We start from the raw sequence: 19,936 nt of genomic DNA, 5'->3' as shown, positions 1-19,936 counted from the left end.
GCCAGACCACGGGCCAGCGTCACGCCATCCCCCCAGCTACTGCGCACCTCGCCAGACGAGATAGGAACACACACGACTAAAAATACTCCAGGAAAATAATGCAATCGACCACCGTCTTCTCTTCTTCGCGCCAGCCCGCCTTGCGCCCCCTGCCCCGTTTATTACACATCGCTCTGCTGAGCCTTGCCGCCGGCGTGGTCTTGCCGGCACAGGCTGCCGACGCCGCCGCGGCCGACGTCACCATGCCGGCCGTCACGGTGCTGGGCCAGTCGATGGCCACCACGGAAGGCACGCAGTCGTATACGGCAGGCGAAACGCGCAGCGCCACGCGCATGGACCTGTCCCTGCGCGAGACTCCGCAATCGGTCAGCGTCATCACGCGCCAGTTGCTCGACGACCTGGGCGCCGTGCGCCTGGACCAGGCGCTGGCGCAGACGACGGGCATCCAGGTGGGCCAGAACGACACGGAGCGCACGACCTTTTATGCGCGCGGCTTCGGCATCAACAATCTCCAGATCGATGGCATGGCGCGTGGCGGCAATGCACCATTGCAAGACACGATTTTGTACGACCGCATCGAGGTCGTGCGCGGCGCCACCGGCCTGATGGGCGGCAAAGGCGACCCGTCGGCCACCATCAACATGATACGCAAGCGACCCACGAAAACCTTCCAGGCCAGCGCCGGCCTGATCATGGGCCGCTGGGATGACCAGCGCTTCGAGGCCGACCTGTCCACCCCGCTGAACGCGGAAGGCAGCGTGCGCGCGCGCACGGCCCTGGCCTGGCAAAAACGCGATTCCTACCTGGACATGTATCACGAACGCAAGACGGTCGGCATGGTCATCGTCGAGGCGGACGTGCGTCCCGGCACCCTGCTGACGGCCGGCGTCGACTTCCAGGACAACAAGCCCACAGGCGCCACCTGGGGCGCCGTGCCCTACTGGAACGCGGACGGCAGCCTGGCGAACTTGCCACGCAACACCAGCTGGACAGCGCCATGGAGCACCTGGGCCGAAAAGCAGCACACGGTATTTACGTCGCTGGACCAGCGCCTGCCCGGCAACTGGAATCTGCACCTCGGCTATGCGCGCACGGAAAGCACGAACCGCACCACCGTTCTGTATGCGGGCGAAGGTCATCCCGATCCCGCCACGGGCAAAGGCATGGAACTGTGGACGGGCGCCTGGGGCGCGGGCAAGAAGAACAGCGACAATTTCGACGTCTACGCCAGCGGGCCATTTACCTTGCTCGGACGCAAGCACACGGCCATCGTCGGCTGGAATGGCAATAACGGCCAGGACAATTCGATAGGCGGCAAGGCGAAAATCGACTATGAACCTTTGGTCCCTGATTATCGCAGCTGGACAGGCAACATCCCCCGCCCCGTGTTCCACCCGGACGGCTCGCACACGGAAAAAGTCACGCGCCTGGCGGGTGCCTATGTCGCCACGCGCCTGAGCCTGGCCGACCCGCTGCATGTGATCATCGGTGCGCGCAGCAGCACTTACCGCACGGATACACGCGATTACAACACGCAAGGCGTGTACACGGGCAGCGGCGACTTCGTGGAAACGCGCAACGAGGTCACGCCCTACGTGGGCGCCGTGTTCGACATCAACAAGCAGTATTCGGCCTACGCCAGCTTCACGCAGCTGTTCAACCCGCAATCGAGCAAGGACCGCAACGACAAGTTCCTGGCGCCGGAAACGGGCGACAATGCCGAGTTGGGTATCAAGGGGGAGTTCTATGAAGGCAAGCTGAACGCCTCGGCCGCCCTGTTCCACACGAAGAAAAAGAATCTGGCGGAACTCGACCGCACGGTGCCGCCCGGCTTTTTGCTGCCCGACGGCGGCCAGGCCATGGTGGCCAACGGCGCCGGCGTGACTGCCAAGGGCGTCGAGTTCGACGTCTCCGGCCAGATCACGCCGGCTTGGGAAGCGAGCGGCGGCTATACTTATCTGCACGCGGCAGAGGCCGATGGCCGCCGCGCCGCCACCACGCAGCCGCGACATTTGCTGCGCCTGGCCACCAGCTACCGTTTCGATGGCCAGCTGGCCGGCTTGAGGGCGGGCGCCAGCATGACGGCACAAAGCGCCACCTATAGCGAATCGTGGTACGGCCGCCCGCCCTCGGGCAGAATCACGAATATCCCGCAAGCGGGCTACGCGCTGTTCAACGCCATGGCCAGCTATGCGCTCAACCGCCACGCCAGCGTGCAGCTGAACGTGAATAACTTGCTCGACAAAAAGTACTACCGCAACGTGGGCTTCTTCGACGGCGTGTTCTGGGGCGAACCGCGCAACATCAGCCTGGCCGTGCGCACGGCGTTTTAAGCGCGCCAGTGCGCGGGCGCGGGCAGGGTAAAACCTTCGAGCAAGGGGCCGCCCACGGGCGCCAGCACGGCGGCGGCGACTTGCTCGAACGCGTGCTGCCCGGCCGGCAAGTCGCTGGCGACCAGGCGCAGCGCGCCATCGAGCTGGTCGGCGATGGCGGCGTCGAAGGCCTGCAGGCGGCGAAACAGGTGCTTGCCCTCGCCGCTCCATTCCCCCGCCGCGCGCAAGTGCAGGTCGGCCAGCGCCGGATACAGCTGACAGGCAACGGCCAGCGCCTCGCCCGGGTGCCGGCTGTCGACCAGGTCTTCCAGCGCGGTGGTGATGGCGTAGCGGCGCCGCTGTAAATTGTCGACGTCCAGCACGGGCGGCCCGGCGGCGGCGAATGCTTGCGCCAGCGCCAGCAACTGCGCGTGCTGCGGTCCGGGGGCGGCGATGTTCTCGCCTTCGAGCACCATCATCGCCAGCGGCACCGTGCCACCTGCCGCGTCGATTTCCTTGCAAAAATACGTGAACGTGGCCACATCGTGCGCGAACAGTTCCACCGTGCGCCCTTCGGCCACGAGAGTATCGCGCCAGGCGCAATCAACGTGGTCGAACAGCAGCAGCAAGTCGATATCGGAACTGGGCGTTTGCCGGCCCGTGGCGAACGAGCCGCCGATGATGGCCGCCACGGCCGCGGGGTAGCGCTGCCGCACCAGCCGCGCGGCAATCGCGCGGATATCGTCATAGCTGGGGATCGTCGTCAAAGCCAGTTCTCCGTGCTGAAAAACCCTATCTTACATGGGATACGCACGCTGCCGCCATCCTGCTACACTGGCGCTCTCCGATCAAGGAACAGACATGGAATACGACTGCATCGTGATGCCCTCGCCCGTGGGCGAGCTGACCCTGGTGGCGCGCGGCGCGGCGCTGGCCGCCATCCTGTGGGAAAACGACAAGCCTAACCGCGTGCGCCTGGGCGCGATGCGCGTCGCTGACGGTTGCGCCGTGCTGCGGGAAACGGCGCGCCAGCTGGGGGAATATTTCGCCGGCACGCGCCAGCGTTTTGAGGTGCCGCTCGATTTTGCCGGCACCCCGTTCCAGCAGGAAGTGTGGCGCGCGCTGCTGACGATACCGTATGGCCAGACGCGCAGCTATGGCGAGATCGCGCGCCAGATCGGCCGGCCCGCCGCAGTGCGCGCCGTGGGCGCCGCCAACGGCAAGAATCCCATTTCCATCATCGCCCCCTGCCACCGGGTCATCGGCGCCACGGGCGAGTTGACGGGCTTTGCGGGCGGCCTGCATGCCAAGGAAACCTTGCTGGCCCTGGAAGGCATCGCCCTGTCCAGCGACCGCGAAGCGCTGAAAACGGGCCACGCCCGCCGCCGCGCCGTGCCCATCGATACGGCGCAAGGCTGCTTATTTTAGGCTGCAGCATCGTGCCCCTTGTGGGATACTCACGCCCCCGTTCAAGCAAACACATCCTATGTCCTATCTTGTCATCCTGTTTTTTGTCGTTCTGTATTTGCTGGCCACCTTCTTTTTCCACATCCCCGCCCTCGTCGCCCTCGTGTATGGCGTGCTGAGCCTGAGCTGTTTCGTGGCCTATGCGATCGACAAATCGGCCGCAAAAGGGGGACGCTGGCGCACCTCGGAACGCACCCTGCTGCTATTGGGGCTGCTGTGCGGCTGGCCTGGCGCCGTGCTGGCCCAGCAATGGCTGCGTCACAAGTCCAGCAAGCGCTCGTTCCGCATCGTGTTCTGGATCACGGTCGCCCTCAATATCGGCGCCTTCGTGTATTTCAGCATGCATTACGCGGCGCCCGATATCGGCACGGAAGTGGCGCCCATCGAACTGTAAAACGGTTTCCCGCCAAGATGTAACAATTATTGCAGCGCATTGTTCTTGAAATGATCGCCTGTCAGAATATCAATATTCACGATATTCAAGCTAATTCATTTACACTGGAAAACACTTTTTGATCATGCGTACTTTGCAAATCCACCATTCCTTCTTGTTCCGCCTTGCCGCAGCGATTTGTTTCGCCATTACCTTGGCGGGCTGCACAAGCTATCGCTATATTCCGCCGGACTCGGATGCCGGGCGTCAATGCGTGACGAGCTGCGGGACCAATCAACAGATATGCATTGCCGGCAAGGAGCAGGTTGCTGCAGCCCAGGCACAAGCTTGCGAGATGCGCAACGTCAGTACGGTTTCCATCTGCCTGGCAGTGGCGCAAACCGATGCGGACCGGGAACTGTGCTCGAAGAAACGCCAATATTGTTCCTCCAGCCCTTCTGGAACGTGGCAATGCGAGTCAGACTACAGAACCTGCTATACGCAATGCGGCGGCAGGATCGAGGAGAGCGAATAAAGTAGCAAAGGCTGATGCCGCCGAACGAGAGGCCGGCGCGGCAGGCTAGATTGATCTTGTTACTCGCCCAACAGGCGCAGCGATTCCAGCCAGTCCGCCTTCCATTCGCGCAGCAACGGTTGCGTGGCGAACGCCTTTTTCAGATGCGCCATCGGCACGCGGTGCACGTCGTGCAAGCCGAAAGCCAACGTTACCGGATGCCACAGGTGGCTGTTCTTGCCGCCGCGAGAATTCTTGCGCACGCGCGCGCCATCGTCGCCAAAGATACCCACGCCGCTGGCCATTCCCTGGTCCAGGTCGACCTTGCCCACGCCGGCAAAGGCCAGCAAAATCTGCTCGCGGCCCAAGCCCTTCAAGGCGCTGGGCAAGACCACGGACGCCTTGTCAGCCTGCGCTTCATCGGGCTGCGGATGCTGCAACTCCTTGAGCAAACGCAACAGATCACGCTCCTGGAAGTGCAAGCCGTCCAAGGGCACGCGCAGTCCCGGCGCCTTCAGTTCAATGGCGATGTTGCCCGAGTCGCGCGTAAAACGCAGCCACACATCGTCCGCACCCGAAGCGTCCGCACCCGAAGCCAGGTGCTGCTTGTCCTCGATAAACACGACGGGCGCCGCATAGCGCGTCACGCCGTCATGGAACAGCTCGGCCCATGCTTCGCTGTAATCGAGCCAGACAAACGGCAAGCCGCCCTGCTCCAGCAAACGCGCCAGGGTCCACGGCGTGCCCGTCTCTTGCGCCAGCCAGGCACAGGCTTCGATTGCGGTGGCGCGGTATGGCAGGGATAGGGAGGTCATGGCGGTTCCATCGATAAAAGTGGAGCGCAGTGTAGCAGACGCCGTCACCGTCGCTTCGGCAGGCGCATCCGGCGCGCCATTCCTGCGCGATGTGCTAGGCTGGAAACAGCAGCACGCGCCACGGCCACCTCGGCAGCATGGCGCACCACCGCGAGGAGATCATCATGCATTCGAGCACCAACGCCGCCACCGCACCCGCCCCGCCACCAGAGCGCGATTCGCCCACGCCGGCCAATGAAGGCCATGCCGAGGAAGCACTCGATGAAGCGCTGAAGGAAAGCTTTCCGGCCAGCGACCCGATCGCCATTGCCACCCCAAAACCAGCCGGCAAGACACCTTCCTGATACACGCCCCAACAGCCACCCTTGCGGTGGCTTCTTTTTTTGCTGAAACTGAATCCGGACGCCCCGCCCCCGCGTACATGGCTATGCCATGACCGAACGACGTTATCACGCGGAAAGGAATCGCCATGCAGCATTACAGCAAAAAGACGGATCCCATGGACCAGCGCCTGTATCTGGCCCAGCGTATCGACCGGGCCGATGCGCGTTTGCAGCGCTTGCACGATGCCGCCGAGCGGGAACGCTGTGCGCAATGGATCACGGCCTGGGCCGTGGCGGCAGGTGCCGACGCGCCGCGCGGCATGAAACTGCGCATCCGTGGCGAATTCATCTTGCTGTAGCAAGCAAAAAGCCCCGCCGGGCATGGCGCCGGGCGGGGCTGTTCAGTCCGTACTGCGGCCAGTTGGCCTAGTCGCGGTACTGCTCGGGCGTCGTGTCGCCATCGGCGATTTCATACCACATCGCATTGAGCACGGCGAAGGTCGCCGCCAGCGGAAGACCCAGTATCCAGGCGAAATACCACATAGTTATATCCTTTCGTAAATTCTTAGTAGGCGTGACCGCTGTCGTCTTCGATGGCTTTGCCGTCAACCTTGCCCCACAGCACTTTATACACCCACGTCGTGTACGCCACGATGAGGGGAATGAAGACGGCCGTGACGACCAGCATGATGAACAAGGTCATGTGGCTGGACGAGGAATCCCACACCGTCAGGCTGGCGCGCGGGTCAATCGACGAAGGCAGGATGAACGGGAACATGGCCGCGCCCACGCCGAGGATGATGCCGGCGATGGCCGTCGCGCTGGCCAGCAAGGCCGGCACTTCGCGGCGCGCGCGCTGGAAGGCAAAGGCCAGCAGCGGACAAAGCAGGCCTAGCGCTGGAGCGATCCAGGTCCACGGATGGGCTGCAAAGTTGAGGAACCAGGCGCCCACGTACACTTGCGCCGTTTTCAGCATCGGGTTCGACGGACCGTCGACGACGACGGCGCTGGTGACGCGGTAGCCATCGACCCACAGCCACAGGGCCACGCCGGCGGCCGCATACAGCACCACTGTCGCGAGCGCCGCCACGCTGCCATAGCGGCGCGCCCGTTCGGCCACGGCACCGTCCGTTTTCAGCTGCAGCCAGGTGGCGCCGTGCATCACCAGCATGGCCACCGAGACGAGGCCGCACAGCAGGGCGAACGGGTTGAGCAGCGCAAAGAAGGTGCCGTCATAAAAGATGTGCATGTCCGGCGAGAAACGGAACGGCACGCCTTGCAGCACGTTGCCAATCGCCACGCCGCAGATCAGGGCCGGCACGAAGCCGCCCACGAACAGGGCCGCATCCCAGCGGGCGCGCCAGCGCGGATCTTCGCGTTTGCTGCGGAACTTGAACGCCACGGGACGCACGATCAGCGCCACGAGGATGACGAACATGGCCAGGTAAAAGCCCGAGAACGAGACGGCGTACAGTTGCGGCCAGGCGGCGAAGATGGCGCCGCCGCCAAGGATCAGCCATACCTGGTTGCCTTCCCACACGGGACCGATACTGTTGATGACGACCCTGCGTTCGAGGTCCGTCTTGCCGACGAAGGGCAGCAAAATACCCGTGCCCAGATCGAAGCCGTCCGTGATGGCAAAGCCCACCAGCAGGATGCCGATCAGCAGCCACCAGATCAGGCGCAGGGTTTCATACGAAATCATTTCATGCAAAATCATGGTCTGGCCCTCCTCAGGCGCGTTGAGTATGAATGGCTGCGGCCGCAGGCGCGGGGGCCGGCGCCTTCTCTTCCGGCCCCTTGCGGATGGCCTTGAGCATGAGCTTCATTTCGATAACCAGCAGCACGGTGTAGATGGCGGCAAAGCCGGCAATCGTGATCAACAGGGTCGAAGCGCCCAGGTTGGAGACGGCCACGGCCGTTGGCAGCACGCCTTCGATGACCCACGGCTGGCGGCCCACTTCAGCCACGATCCAGCCCGCCTCAATGGCCACCCACGGCAGCGGGATGGCGAACACGGCCAGCTTCAGCAGCCAGCGGTGCTTGTCCAGGGTGCGGCGCGTCGACAGCACGAAGAACGTGCCAGTCAGCAAGATAAAGAACATGCCCAGGCCCACCATCACACGGAAGGACCAGAACAAGGGTCCCACGGGCGGCACGGTATCGAGCGCGGCCTTGCGGATCTGCTCGGGCGTGGCCTGGCGCGGATCGTCGACATAGCGTTTCAGCAGCAAGGCATAGCCCATGGACTGGCCTTTCGACTCGAACACGTCCTTCGCGTCCTGCGGCACGGGGGCGCCTGGCGCCACGCTGCGGATGGTTTGCAGCGCGTCATACGCCTTGATGCCATCCTTGATCAGCAGCTCGCCACGGTCGACCAGTTGCTCGATGCCGGGGATTTCCGTCGACAGTGAACGCGTGCCGATCAAGCCCATCACCATCGGGATGTGCACGGCGTAATGCGTCTCGCGCGCTTTCGCGTCAGGGAAGCCGATGGCCGTGAAGGCGGCCGGGGCCGGCTCCGTGGTCCACATGGCCTCGATGGCGGCCAGCTTCATCTTCTGATGTTCGGACGACAGGTAGCCGCTTTCATCACCGAGCACCACCACCGACAAGGTGGCGGCCAGGCCGAACGAGGCGGCCACCGTCATCGAACGCTTGGCCAGCTGCACGTGGCGGCCCTTCAGCAAATACCAGGCGGAAATACCGAGCACGAAGATGGCCGCCGCCGTATAGCCGGCCGACACCGTGTGCACGAATTTCGCCTGCGCCACGGGGTTCGTCAGCACGGCGCCGAAGTCCGTCACTTCCATGCGCATGGTTTGCGGATTGAAGGCCGCACCGACGGGATTTTGCATCCAGCCGTTGGCGATCAAAATCCACAGGGCCGAGAAGTTCGAACCGATGGCCACCAGCCAGGTCGTGACCAGGTGGCCCCGCTTCGACAGCTTGTCCCAGCCGAAAAAGAACAGGCCGACAAAGGTCGCTTCCAGGAAGAAGGCCATCAAGCCCTCGATGGCCAGCGGCGCGCCGAAAATGTCGCCCACATAATGGCTGTAGTAGCTCCAGTTCATGCCGAACTGGAATTCCATGACGATGCCCGTCGCCACGCCCATGGCGAAGTTGATGCCGAACAAGACACCCCAGAACTTGGTCATGTCACGCCAGATGGGGCGGTTCGTCATCACGTAAACCGTCTCCATGATGGCGAGGATCACTGACAGGCCTATCGTCAGCGGAACAAATATAAAGTGGTACAGAGCTGTCAGCGCGAACTGCAGTCTGGATAAAGCGACAATATCGAAGTCCATATGATTTCCTTGGTGTTACCCTACTGTGTGTAAACTTGCTACCTTTCAAATACTGACCGCTTGCCCGTCAGTCCCCCCGCAAGCCCGCCATGGCTGCCTCAAAGGCTGGCGTGCCACGGCGCGCGTCGCCCACGATGCGGCCATCGCGCAGGCTGACCAGCCGGTCCGCCAGCGCCGCTTCGCGCCGCAAGTGGGTGGCGATCAGCAAAGTACGTCCTTCGCTGCGCGCGCCCAGGCGCTGCAGGACATCGATCGCCGTCTGCGCATTCAGCGCTTCCGTCGCTTCGTCCAGCAGCCACAAGGTCGATTCGTGCAGGAACAGCCGCGCCAGCGCCAATCGCCGCGCCTGGCCGCCCGACAAGCCCAGGCCGCCTTCGCCCAGCTTGGTGTCCAGGCCGTCCGCGAAGGACCGCACCTCGTCGTCCAGACCGGCTGCCTGCAGCGCCGCCCACAGCTGCGCATCGCTGGCGGACGGGTCGGCCAGGCGCAGGTTGTCGCGCAAGCTGTCCTGGAACAATTCCGTCTTCTGCGTGAACAGGCAGGCGCGTCCAGCGTGGACACTGCCCGACAGCGGCGCCAGCTCGCGCGCGGCGATGGCCAGCAAAGTGGACTTGCCCGCGCCGCTGGGGCCGATCAAGGCCACGCGCTCGCCGCCCGCGATGTGCAGCGATACGTCATGCAAGATGGCGACCTGGCTGCCCGCATGCGCGGCGCTCACGTGTTCCAGGCGCAAGCCCGGCGCGGCGTCCACGGGCGGCGTCACCACGTCGTCTCCTTCCAGGCGCGGCGCCAGGCGGCGTATGGCCAGCAGCATGCGGCCCGCTTCCAGCGCGCCGCGGCGCAGTCCCGCGAACGGTTCCACGGCCGTCAGGGCGATCAACAGGGCCAGGGCCGCCAGCGGCACACTCATCGTTTGCTGCTGCACCAGCGCGGCCACGGCCAGCAGCACACCTGCCAAGGTCGCGCTGCCCGCCACCCCATACGCGGCGCCGGCGGCAGTTTCCAGGCGCAGCAGGGCGAAATCGGCTTGCGCCAGCGACCGGTCGATCTGCCCCAGCGCCGCGCACTGGGCGTCGATGCGGCCCGCCATCACCAGGTCCGTCTGGCCCGCCACCAGGTCGATGGTGCCGGAACGCAGTTTTTCGATGGCGCGTGTACGCACGATGGCGGGACGGCGGGCGCGTTGCGCCACGACCCAGCTGATGCCGCCGCCGGCGGCCAGCAGCCACACGGCCAGACCCAGGCCCAGCTGCCACCGCATCACGCCCAGCGCCACGCCGGCCAGCAAGGCTACGCACAAGGCCGTGAAGGCAGGCACCAGCAGACGCAAATACAGTGATTCGAGCGCGTCGATATCGGCCGTCAGGCGGAACAGCAGCTTGGCGGGCTGGCGCAGCAAGCGGCTGGCCGCTTCCGGGCGCGACCAGCCACGGAACAGCCGCACGCGGATGCTGGCCAGCGCGGCGAACGTGGCGTCGTGCGTGACGAGGCGTTCCGCATAACGCGAACCCGTGCGGCCGATGGCCAGCAGGCGGATGCCGGCCGACGGACCGAAGACATCGAACAGGATGGCCGTCGACGCATGCAGGCCGGCAATCGAGGTGGCCGTGATAAACCAGCCGGACAAGCCCAGCAAGGCCATGCCGGACACCGCCGTCAGGGCCGCCAGCAAGGCGCCGCCGATCAGCTTGCCGGGCTGGGCCAGCAGCAATTGCCGCAGCACGGGGTTGAGCATCATTGAATTTTTCATGCCTGCCGCTCCTGCGCCGATGCCCGGGCATCGACCTGCACCGTGCGCTGCAGGCGGCCGGCCAGCACGGGGTCGTGCGTGGCGACGATCATCGTCTTGCCTTGCGCCAGTGCCAGCAAGGCGTCCGTGACGCGCGCCGCCGTTTCGCTGTCCAGGTGGGCCGTCGGTTCATCGACCAGCAGCAAATCGGCATGCGGATGCAGGGCCACGCGGGCCAGCGCCAGGCGCACGGCTTCGCCACCGGACAAGCCCTGGCCGCCATCGCTGAGCATGACGGCCGGCTGCGCCTGCGCCACGGCAGCCAGGTCGGCCAGGTGCAGCGCCTGCGTCACCTGCGTGGCGCTGGCGCCCGTGCGGCCCAGGGTCACGTTCTGGCTGACGGAGGCGGCAAACACGTGCGGGCGCTGGCCCATCCAGGCCATGCGCTGGCGCAAGGTATTGACGGTACTGTCGGTCAGGCGCACGCCGCCGATGCGGATGTCTCCGCCGCTGGCGGGCAGCAAGCCGGCCAGAAGAGACAGCAAGGTGGTCTTGCCGGCGCCGCTGGCGCCCAGCAGGGCCAGGTGTTCGCCGGCGCGCACCGTCAAGTCGAAGCCGTCGAACACGGGCGCTTCGCCAGGGTGGGCAAAACGCAGTTGATGGATGTCGATAGCGGGCGGCGGCGCCACGGCCATGGCGGCGGCGGAGACGACGACAGACAGGACCTCCGCGCCTGGCAGCGGAACGCCGTCGGCCGCCAGGTCGTGCAGGCCGGCCAGGCCCGCTTCGCCGGCCGCCTTGTCGTGCCAGACGGCGGCCAGTTCGCGCAAGGGTTCGAAAAACGCGGGCGCCAGCAACAGGATGAACAAACCCTGCCCCAAGGTCAGCTCGCGGCCCCAGGTGCCGAAATTGATGCTGCCCAAGAGGGAGAAACCGATGAAGGCCGCCACCATGGCGACACCGAGCGCGGAAAACAGTTCCAGCACGGCGGACGACAAAAAGGCGATGCGCAGCACCACCATCGTGCGCCGGCGCACGGATTGCGATGAGGCGTCGAGCCGTGCGGCCGTGGCGTCGACGGCGTCGAGCGCGCGCAGGGTGGCCAGGCCGCGCAGGCGGTCCAATAGAAAGGCGTTCATGCTACCCATTTCCACCATCTGCGCGCGGCTGGCCGCTTGCGCGCCCATGCCGACCAGGGCCATGAAGACGGGAATCAACGGCGCGGCGATGAGCAGGATCAAGGCGGCGATCCACGACAGCGGTGTCACCACGGCGAGGATCACGAGCGGCACCAGCATGACTTTCCAGCGCGCGGGCTTGTAGCGCACCAGATACGGCACGATGGCTTCGGCCTGTTCGGCGATGACGCTGGCCGCCTGGCCCGACTGCGCACGCTGGCGGTCCAGCGGCGAACGGCGCGCCAGCGCTTGCGCCACTTGTGCGCGCAAGGTGGACAGGTGCGCGCGCGCCGCCGCATACATGCGCCGCGCGCCCCACGCTTCGCAGCCGGCGCGCAGCACGCCCAGCAGCAGCACGCCAGCGGCCGGCAGCAGGGCCGCGCGCCACGCTGCACCGTCCAGCATGGCTTGCACGGCCCAGGCCAGCAAGGCCGCTTGCGGCAGCCACAGCAAGGCGGCGCCACCCTGCGCCAGGCTGGCGGCACGGGGAAGGATAAAGCGGGGCAAAGACAGTGGCGTGGTCGGCATCTCTATACTTTTTGAGTTTTCAGAATTTTCTGTAAATTCGATATTTTGTATAATACTGCGAAACATGACATATATCAATTGACCCTGCGGGTGTGGCGTGAAAAAATTCAGATAATTATGAAAACTCAACATATCCAAATGACGCCGCTGATCCTGACCTTCGTCAGCCATTTCGGCGAGATGGGCAGCCGCTGGGGCTTTAACCGCACAGTGGGGCAAGTGTACGCCTTGTTGTTTGTCGCGGAGCATCCTTTACACGCGGATGAAATCGCGGAACACCTGAGTTTTTCACGCTCGAACGTGAGCATCGGCCTGAAGGAATTGCAGGGCTGGGGCTTGATACGCCAATCGCGCATCCCAGGCGACCGGCGCGAGTATTTTTCCTCGCTGGGCGATGTGTGGCAAATCTTCCGCGTGGTGGCCGCCGAGCGCCGCCGCCGCGAAGTGGCCCCTACCCTGACGGTGCTGCGCGAATCGCTGCTGGCGCCGGCCACGGAACCCGTCGACCAGTATGCGCAGGAGCGCATGCGCGAAATGTATGAATTGGTCGACCTGGCCAACACCTGGTTCGACGACTTGCAGCGCCTGTCGCCCGAATCGATGGCGCAGCTGATGAAAATGGGCGCCAAGGTGCAAAAACTGCTCAACGCCAAGGATCGCCTGTTTGGCGTCAGCAATAACAGCGACTGAAACCCGCCTCCCCTCTTCCCACTCAAGGCGTTGCCAGCACAAGCTGGCACGCCTTGTCACGCCATGTCTATTCCCGCACAGGCCCTCGCCAGCACAGCCATACATAGCCGTATGCGATGTTGTCAAGCATGCCAATAGCATTATTTAAATTGTATTAATTTACATCAAGACTAAGCTTGCATATGCGTACTCACGCAAAGGCGACCGGGCGACAAGTCGACCTCCCTGACCGGATGGCGCGCACCCTGAAGCAGTGAAATGTCTGCAATAAAATAAAAGGGGATTTTCATGAAAAGCATAACAAGCATTGCCATACGGGCATCCATGCTGGCCGCCCTGACGGCCTGCATGGGTGTGGCACAGGCTGCTACATGGGTCGATGTGGGACCGGCCAGCGGTTTCAGCATCGAAGGCAGCACCGTCACTTACTCGCCGTCACCTGCCCTCATGGTGAAATACTATGACGACAATCTCGTGCCGCAGAGTCCCACCGACATCCAGGGCTACATCAACGGCGTTTTCGGCACCAGCCTGGGTGCGGCCGTCTCGTTTTGCGACAATGCCACCTCAGGCTGCACCGCGGGCACCACGGCAGGCGCCAGCGGCGGGGTGAATTCCTTCACGAGTGCGGCGGACTATGATTACCTAGCCATCCATTTCGGCCAGGGCGAACTGGTCTTCCAATGGGCAGCGCCCGTCGCAGCCGGCACGACCTTCACGGTAGAGGGCTTGCCCAAGGACCTGAGCAATTACCGCGCCTATGTTTCCGCCATCCCTGAACCGGAAACCTATGCCATGCTGCTCGCCGGCCTGGGCCTGCTCGGCATCCTGGCGCGCCGCCGCCAGGCAAAATAAGAGCATCGGGCAAGACCCGCAACACGGCGCCGGCGCATCCATGTTTACAGCGCGCTTGCGCCGCGCTGCCCACTCTTTACACCGCCTTTATGCCGCTCCCGCTATGCTGGCCGACATCATCAGCCATCGTTGCGAGGGAGCTCACATGTATGAATCACCATTCCAGCCGCGCGCGCGCGACCTGGTCCGCCGGCATTTGCCTGCGCGCGAACGGCTGCGCCAGGCACGCCTGGCGAGCAAGAAAATGCTGTCGGTGTTGTCTGCGCTGCTGTGCGCCGTGCCGCTGCTGTATTTGCTGAGCGTGGTGCTGTTTGCGCAGCCTTAGGGCCGCGTGCTGATAGACAGGAAAGAGAGAAGATGCGGCCGCATGGCGCAAGCCGTGGCCAGTATGAAACTGGTCCGCCCAGAGGGAATCGAACCCCCATTCACGGTTTAGAAGACCGTTGTCCTATCCGTTGAACGATGGGCGGAGAGGTGCAGTATTTTAGTCCATGCGCGCCAGCAATGAAATGCCAGCGCGGAATAGAAAACGGGCTGTCATTTCTGACAGCCCGCTTATGACTTTGGTCGGAGTACAAGGATTCGAACCTTGGACCCCCTGGTCCCAAACCAGGTGCGCTACCGGGCTGCGCCACACTCCGAAGACAAGATAATAACGCCCCCACCCAATTTCGTCAATTGCCATAGACGAATTAGATGGAAATAACTATCGGCGCCTGCCCTTACACACCCACTTTATCCGCGATGCGGCGCGCCATGCTTTCAGCGTTCGCTTTATCCTTCGCTTCCACCATCACGCGGATCAGCGGTTCCGTGCCCGAAGCGCGGATCAGCACGCGGCCCGTATCGCCCAGCTCGGCCTCGACCAGTTCTTTCTCGGCCACCATGGCGGCATTTTTCTGCCAGTCGAAACCGGGTGCCACGCGCAGGTTGATCAGGGTTTGCGGGAACAGCACCAGTTCGGCCAGGCATTGCTGCAGGCTCTGGCCGCTGCGCTTGAGCGCGGACAATACTTGCAGCGCGGAGACGATGCCGTCGCCCGTCGTGTGCTTGTCCAGACACAGCAAATGGCCGGAGCCTTCGCCGCCCAGTATCCAGCCCTTTTCCTTCATGACTTCCAGCACGTAGCGGTCGCCCACCTTGGCGCGCGCAAAGCCGATGCCCTGCTGCTTGAACAGCACTTCCAGCGCCATGTTGGTCATCAGGGTGCCGACGGCGCCAGCCACGGGGCCTGTCGCCAGGCGGTCCTTGACCATGACGTACAACAGCTCGTCGCCGTTATACAGGCGGCCCGTGGCGTCGCACATGATCAGGCGGTCGGCGTCGCCGTCGAGCGCGATACCGAGGTCGGCGCCGTGCTCGACGACGGCTTCGGCCATGGCCTTGGTTGCCGTGGCGCCGAAGCCCGCGTTGATGTTGAAGCCGTCGGGCTTGTTGCCGATGGCGATGACTTCCGCGCCCAGCTCATGGAACACGTGCGGCGCGATATGGTAGGCGGCGCCGTGTGCACAATCGACGACGATCTTCAGGCCGCGCAAGTCCAGCTCGTTCGGGAAGGTGCCCTTGCAAAATTCGATGTAGCGGCCCTGGGCATCGTCCAGCCGCTTGGCGCGGCCCAGTTTTTCAGATGGCACGCAGGCCATGGGCTCGTCGAGCGCCGCTTCGATTTCCAGTTCCACGCTGTCGGGCAGCTTGGTGCCCTGGCCGGAAAAGAACTTGATGCCATTGTCATGGTAGGGATTGTGCGAGGCGGAAATGACGACGCCGGCCGACAGGCGCAGCGCCCGCGTCAGGTAGGCGATGGCCGGGGTCGGCATGGGGCCGGCCAGCATCACGTCCACGCCAGCGGCCGACAGGCCCGCTTCCAGCGCCGCTTCCAGCATGTAGCCGGAAATGCGCGTGTCCTTGCCGATCAGTACCGTCGGGCGGGACTTGCCGCCTTGCGACTTGGCCAGCACCTTGCCGGCCGCATAGCCGAGGCGCATGACGAAATCGGGTGTGATCGGAGCCGTGCCCACCAGGCCACGAATGCCATCGGTACCAAAATATTTACGCGTCATAGTATTTCTCTTTTTGTTGTTTATGATAAATCTTACAGGCTCAGTGTGCCATGCGCCAGACCTTCAGTGCATCGACGGTTTCAGCTACATCATGCACACGGATAATTTCCGCACCTTGCGCTACCGCAGCAAGCGCACCGGCAACACTGCCGGCCAGGCGCTGCTCGACGGGACGTCCCGTGACGGCGCCGATCATCGATTTGCGCGACAGGCCGGCCAGCACCGGCAGGTCCAGCTCGCTGCGCAACTGGCGCGTGGCGCGCAGCAAGGCATAGTTCTGCTCCACCGTCTTGCCAAAACCGAAACCGGGGTCGACGCACAGGCGTTCGCGGGCGATGCCGGCCGCCGTCATCGTGTCGATGCGTTCGCGCAGGAAGTCGATGACTTCGCGCACGACGTCCTCGTACTGCGGCTGGGCTTGCATGGTTTCTGGCACGTTTTGCATGTGCATGATGCACAGCGCACAATCGCTGTCCCGCACGGCGTCGATGGCGCCTGGCGCGCGGAAACCGTTGATATCGTTGATCATGTCGGCGCCCGCCAGGATGGCTTCGCGCATCACTTCCGGTTTGTAGGTGTCGACGGACAGGGGCTTGCCGCAATCGCGCAAGGCGTACAGCACCGGCATGACGCGCTGCAACTCGTCCTGCAGCGGCAGCGGCGGCGCGCCGGGACGGCTCGATTCGCCGCCGATGTCGATGATGTCGACGCCGTCAACCATCATCTGTTCGGCGCGCGAGATGGCAAACTCCAGGTGTTGATACTGGCCCGCATCGGAAAACGAGTCAGGCGTGATGTTCAGAATACCCATCACCAGCGCCTGCGTGCCGGACAGGTTGAAGCGGAAACGGCCGAATTGCAAATAGTGTCGCATGTGAATCTTTGTAGTCGTCAGGAAAAAACTGTCGCGGCAACGAAAAAGGGCAAGGATTGCTCCTTACCCTCGTTCTTGCCATGCCCTTGCACACCGCCGGTCAGGGCGGCCGTTATCAGGCTGGTGCCGTCACGTTAGGCGAGATGCCGCCCGTGCCGCTGTCGCCCGCATTGCGGCGTGGCGGGATGACTTTCGGTGGACGCGGCTCCAGGCCGGCCATGATGTCATTGATTTGCTCTGCATCAATGGTTTCCCATTCCAGCAAGGCTTTGGTCATCATTTCGACCTTGTCGCGGTTACCTTCCAGCAAGGTGCGCGCCAAAGCATATTGCTTGTCGAGAATGTTGCGGATTTCAGCATCGACCTTTTGCTGGGTCGCTTCCGAGATCGTCTTGGTGGCGCCACCGAAGAAACCTTCGTTTTCGCTGTCTTCGTAGACCATCACGCCCATGCTGTCGGACATGCCGAAGCGGGTCACCATGGAACGGGCCAGCTTGGTGGCGCGCGAGAAGTCGTTCGACGCGCCCGTGGACATTTGCCCAACGAAAATCTCTTCGGCGATACGGCCACCGAACAGGATGGAAATTTCTTCCAGCATCTTGTCCTTGTAGGCGGACAGATTGTCGTGTTCCGGCAGCTGCCAGGTCAGGCCCAGGGCCCAGCCGCGCGGCATGATCGTCACTTTATGCACGGGATCAGCCTTCGGCAGCAGCTTGGCGACGACGGCGTGACCGGACTCATGGTAAGCCGTATTGCGACGCTCTTCCTCGCGGATGATCATCGATTTACGCTCGGGACCCATGTAGATCTTGTCTTTCGCGTCTTCGAAGTCGGCCATTTCCACCAGACGCTTGCTGCGGCGTGCGGCAAACAGGGCTGCCTCGTTGACCAGGTTGGCCAGGTCCGCGCCCGAGAAACCAGGGGTGCCGCGGGCCAGGATATCGGCTTTCACGTCGGTACCGATAGGCACTTTGCGCATGTGCACGTTCAAGATCTGCTCGCGGCCGCGGATGTCGGGCAAGCCGACGGACACCTGGCGGTCGAAACGGCCTGGACGCAGCAGCGCTTTGTCGAGCACGTCGGCGCGGTTGGTGGCGGCCACGACGATCACGCCGGAGTTCGCTTCAAAACCGTCCATCTCGACCAGCAACTGGTTCAAGGTCTGTTCGCGCTCGTCATTGCCGCCGCCCATGCCGGCACCACGGTGACGGCCGACAGCGTCGATCTCATCGATGAAGATGATGCACGGCGAATGCTTTTTCGCGTTTTCAAACATGTCGCGCACGCGGCTGGCGCCGACGCCGACGAACATTTCCACGAAGTCAGAACCGGAAATCGAGAAGAACGGCACCTTGGCTTCGCCGGCGATGGCGCGCGCCAGCAGGGTTTTACCCGTGCCCGGAGGACCAACCATCAGCACGCCGCGGGGAATGCGGCCGCCCAGTTTCTGGAATTTGCTCGGATCCTTGAGGAAGTCGACCACTTCGTTGACTTCTTCTTTCGCTTCGTCGCAACCGGCGACATCGGCGAAGGTGACGGTGTTGCTGGCTTCATCCATCATGCGCGCTTTCGACTTGCCGAACGAGAATGCCCCGCCCTTGCCGCCGCCTTGCATCTGACGCATGAAGAAAACCCAGACGCCGATCAACAGCAGCATGGGGAACCAGGAAACAAAAATAGTTTGCAGGAAAGACGCTTCCTCAGGCGGACGCACATCGAAATGCACGCCATTGTCGCGCAAGTCGCCGATCAGGCCCTTGTCGAGGCTGGTGGCGGTGGTACGCACCTTGGTGTCGTCCATCAGCTTGGCGGTGATCGACGAACCTTCGATCACGACATCCTTGACGCGCTTGGCTTTGACTTCATCCAGCAAATCGGAATAAGCGATGGCCTTGCTGCCGCCTGTGGCGCCATGACTGTCGAATTGCTTGAACAGCATGAACAACAGCAGCAATACGACTACCCAGATGGCAGATTTGGAAAACATGTTATTCACGAAGACTCCTTGGATGCAGTGCGCATCTCTTTACCTATAGCTAGAAACACGATTTTACTCGCAATAAGCGGGCCGTGCCAAAGCCCGCCGATCCGTGCGCGCGAAAAAATCGCGTTCACGCAAAAAAATGCAGTATAAACAATTTAGGCTTTTATGCCATCAGACGCTACTGCACTTCTCGTTCCCATGTGCGGATTCCCGCTTAAATATCAAGGGCGGAATCATCTTCTTCCACGGCATTTTTCAGCGGATTCTTGATTCCACGGCCCATCAGGAAGATTTCCGACGATTTATCGCGGCTGGCCTTCGGCTTTTTCTGCACCACGACCTTGAATTCAGCGCGGAATTTCTCCACGATCTGGCTGAAACCCATGTCTTTGAAGCATTTCACCAGCAGCACGCCAGACGGCTTCAGGTGCAATTGCGAAAATTCGATGGCCAGGTCAATCAAGTGTTCCATGCGCGCGGCATCCGCCGTGGCGATGCCCGACAGGTTGGGCGCCATGTCCGACAGGACCAGGTCGACCTTGCGGCCCTGCAACACCACTTCCAGCTGGCGCAGCACGCGCGCTTCGCGGAAGTCGCCCTGGATGAAGTGGAAATCGGCTATTGGCTCCATTTCCAGCATGTCCAGGCCAATCAGGGTACCATTGACCCCGCCGCCGTCCTTGCCGGCCAGCTTGCGCCGCGTGTACTGGGCCCAGCTGCCAGGAGTGCAACCAAGGTCGACAATCACCTGCCCAGGTTTGATCAGTTTTTCGTCTTCATCGATTTCTTTGAGCTTGTATGCTGCCCGGGCGCGGTAGCCCTCTTTTTGCGCCAACTTCACATATGGATCATTTATGTGGTCGTGCAACCAGTTTTTGTTTAATTTCTTCTTTGCCATTCGCGTAGAATACTGCTTTTAAGGG

At 62.9% G+C, this 19,936-nt stretch carries 20 protein-coding genes and 2 tRNA genes; 9 read left to right on the top strand and 13 right to left on the bottom strand.

From position 1 onward, the window contains the following. The first annotated feature begins 98 nt into the window (after window positions 1-98). Window positions 99-2,333: a TonB-dependent siderophore receptor gene (locus FG13_RS01665; RefSeq protein ID WP_051958353.1), complete on the top strand. Its 2,235-nt coding sequence runs from the start codon at window positions 99-101 to the stop codon at window positions 2,331-2,333. Here the strand turns inward: FG13_RS01665 and FG13_RS01660 are convergent. Then, a complete protein-coding gene (locus tag FG13_RS01660) occupies window positions 2,330-3,079 on the bottom strand; it encodes a nucleotidyltransferase domain-containing protein (protein ID WP_035817816.1) in 750 nt (249 codons plus the stop codon). The genes FG13_RS01665 and FG13_RS01660 overlap by 4 nt on opposite strands. Before the next feature lie 94 nt (window positions 3,080-3,173). Between FG13_RS01660 and FG13_RS01655 the strand changes: the two genes are divergently transcribed. From FG13_RS01655 to FG13_RS01645, 3 genes are all read left to right on the top strand, one after another. Further along, entirely contained in the window at window positions 3,174-3,740 is a 567-nt protein-coding gene (locus tag FG13_RS01655; protein ID WP_081922370.1) for a methylated-DNA--[protein]-cysteine S-methyltransferase, read from the top strand. Between the two features lie 58 nt (window positions 3,741-3,798). Then, complete coding sequence (locus FG13_RS01650; protein WP_035817813.1) at window positions 3,799-4,173, top strand: DUF1294 domain-containing protein; 375 nt, start codon at window positions 3,799-3,801, stop codon at window positions 4,171-4,173. Window positions 4,174-4,297: 124 nt separating this feature from the next. Continuing rightward, complete coding sequence (locus FG13_RS01645) at window positions 4,298-4,687, top strand: hypothetical protein (protein ID WP_152598644.1); 390 nt, start codon at window positions 4,298-4,300, stop codon at window positions 4,685-4,687. 59 nt (window positions 4,688-4,746) lie between these two features. Here the strand turns inward: FG13_RS01645 and FG13_RS01640 are convergent, their stop codons facing one another. Beyond that, window positions 4,747-5,481 (bottom strand): hypothetical protein, encoded by a 735-nt coding sequence (locus tag FG13_RS01640; protein ID WP_035817807.1) that lies wholly within the window; start codon window positions 5,479-5,481, stop codon window positions 4,747-4,749. A 164-nt stretch (window positions 5,482-5,645) separates the two neighbouring features. On the opposite strand from FG13_RS01640, the gene FG13_RS01635 reads away from it, so the two are divergent. Beyond that, window positions 5,646-5,825 (top strand): hypothetical protein, encoded by a 180-nt coding sequence (locus FG13_RS01635; protein WP_099379565.1) that lies wholly within the window; start codon window positions 5,646-5,648, stop codon window positions 5,823-5,825. A 125-nt stretch (window positions 5,826-5,950) separates the two neighbouring features. Then, a complete protein-coding gene (locus tag FG13_RS01630) occupies window positions 5,951-6,163 on the top strand; it encodes a hypothetical protein (RefSeq protein WP_035817803.1) in 213 nt (70 codons plus the stop codon). A 67-nt stretch (window positions 6,164-6,230) separates the two neighbouring features. Here the strand turns inward: FG13_RS01630 and cydX are convergent, their stop codons facing one another. The 5 genes from cydX to cydD all read right to left on the bottom strand — a co-directional run bounded on the left by cydX (window position 6,231) and on the right by cydD (window position 12,550). Next, window positions 6,231-6,347 (bottom strand): cytochrome bd-I oxidase subunit CydX, encoded by a 117-nt coding sequence (gene cydX, locus FG13_RS01625; RefSeq protein WP_034757467.1) that lies wholly within the window; start codon window positions 6,345-6,347, stop codon window positions 6,231-6,233. Between the two features lie 22 nt (window positions 6,348-6,369). After that, complete coding sequence (gene cydB, locus FG13_RS01620) at window positions 6,370-7,524, bottom strand: cytochrome d ubiquinol oxidase subunit II (protein ID WP_035817800.1); 1,155 nt, start codon at window positions 7,522-7,524, stop codon at window positions 6,370-6,372. Between the two features lie 13 nt (window positions 7,525-7,537). Next, window positions 7,538-9,115, bottom strand: a complete 1,578-nt coding sequence (locus FG13_RS01615; RefSeq protein ID WP_035817797.1) for a cytochrome ubiquinol oxidase subunit I — start codon at window positions 9,113-9,115, stop codon at window positions 7,538-7,540. A gap of 67 nt (window positions 9,116-9,182) precedes the next feature. Continuing rightward, window positions 9,183-10,865, bottom strand: coding sequence for a thiol reductant ABC exporter subunit CydC (gene cydC, locus FG13_RS01610; RefSeq protein ID WP_035817794.1), 1,683 nt, complete (start codon window positions 10,863-10,865; stop codon window positions 9,183-9,185). Next, on the bottom strand, window positions 10,862-12,550 hold the full coding sequence (gene cydD / locus FG13_RS01605) for a thiol reductant ABC exporter subunit CydD (protein WP_051958351.1): 1,689 nt from the start codon (window positions 12,548-12,550) through the stop codon (window positions 10,862-10,864). The genes cydC and cydD overlap by 4 nt, the downstream gene beginning before the upstream one ends. Before the next feature lie 138 nt (window positions 12,551-12,688). Here cydD and FG13_RS01600 point away from each other — a divergent pair, with 138 nt between their 5' ends. From FG13_RS01600 to FG13_RS01585, 3 genes are all read left to right on the top strand, one after another. Continuing rightward, the gene (locus FG13_RS01600) at window positions 12,689-13,240 is read left to right on the top strand and encodes a GbsR/MarR family transcriptional regulator (protein ID WP_170909696.1); all 552 of its coding nucleotides are present in this window, start codon (window positions 12,689-12,691) and stop codon (window positions 13,238-13,240) included. A 288-nt stretch (window positions 13,241-13,528) separates the two neighbouring features. After that, on the top strand, window positions 13,529-14,095 hold the full coding sequence (locus tag FG13_RS30760; protein WP_081922369.1) for a PEP-CTERM sorting domain-containing protein: 567 nt from the start codon (window positions 13,529-13,531) through the stop codon (window positions 14,093-14,095). A gap of 145 nt (window positions 14,096-14,240) precedes the next feature. Continuing rightward, a complete protein-coding gene (locus tag FG13_RS01585; protein ID WP_035817786.1) occupies window positions 14,241-14,420 on the top strand; it encodes a hypothetical protein in 180 nt (59 codons plus the stop codon). 70 nt (window positions 14,421-14,490) lie between these two features. On the opposite strand, the gene FG13_RS01580 is transcribed toward FG13_RS01585, so the two are convergent. The 6 genes from FG13_RS01580 to FG13_RS01555 form a co-directional block, all read right to left on the bottom strand. Next, window positions 14,491-14,565, bottom strand: a tRNA-Arg gene (locus FG13_RS01580). A 94-nt stretch (window positions 14,566-14,659) separates the two neighbouring features. After that, window positions 14,660-14,736 (bottom strand) — tRNA-Pro (locus FG13_RS01575). 81 nt (window positions 14,737-14,817) lie between these two features. Next, on the bottom strand, window positions 14,818-16,155 hold the full coding sequence (glmM, locus tag FG13_RS01570; protein ID WP_035817783.1) for a phosphoglucosamine mutase: 1,338 nt from the start codon (window positions 16,153-16,155) through the stop codon (window positions 14,818-14,820). Between the two features lie 40 nt (window positions 16,156-16,195). Then, window positions 16,196-17,029, bottom strand: coding sequence for a dihydropteroate synthase (folP, locus tag FG13_RS01565; RefSeq protein ID WP_035817780.1), 834 nt, complete (start codon window positions 17,027-17,029; stop codon window positions 16,196-16,198). Window positions 17,030-17,144: 115 nt separating this feature from the next. Then, window positions 17,145-19,025, bottom strand: a complete 1,881-nt coding sequence (ftsH, locus tag FG13_RS01560) for an ATP-dependent zinc metalloprotease FtsH (protein WP_035817778.1) — start codon at window positions 19,023-19,025, stop codon at window positions 17,145-17,147. 202 nt (window positions 19,026-19,227) lie between these two features. Then, on the bottom strand, window positions 19,228-19,911 hold the full coding sequence (locus FG13_RS01555; protein ID WP_034757436.1) for an RlmE family RNA methyltransferase: 684 nt from the start codon (window positions 19,909-19,911) through the stop codon (window positions 19,228-19,230). Window positions 19,912-19,936: the final 25 nt, after the last annotated feature.

Source organism: Janthinobacterium sp. RA13 (assembly GCF_000745325.1).
In the GTDB taxonomy this organism is placed as follows: Bacteria; Pseudomonadota; Gammaproteobacteria; order Burkholderiales; family Burkholderiaceae_D; genus Janthinobacterium; species Janthinobacterium rivuli.
This window is presented reverse-complemented; position numbering and strand designations above follow the sequence as displayed.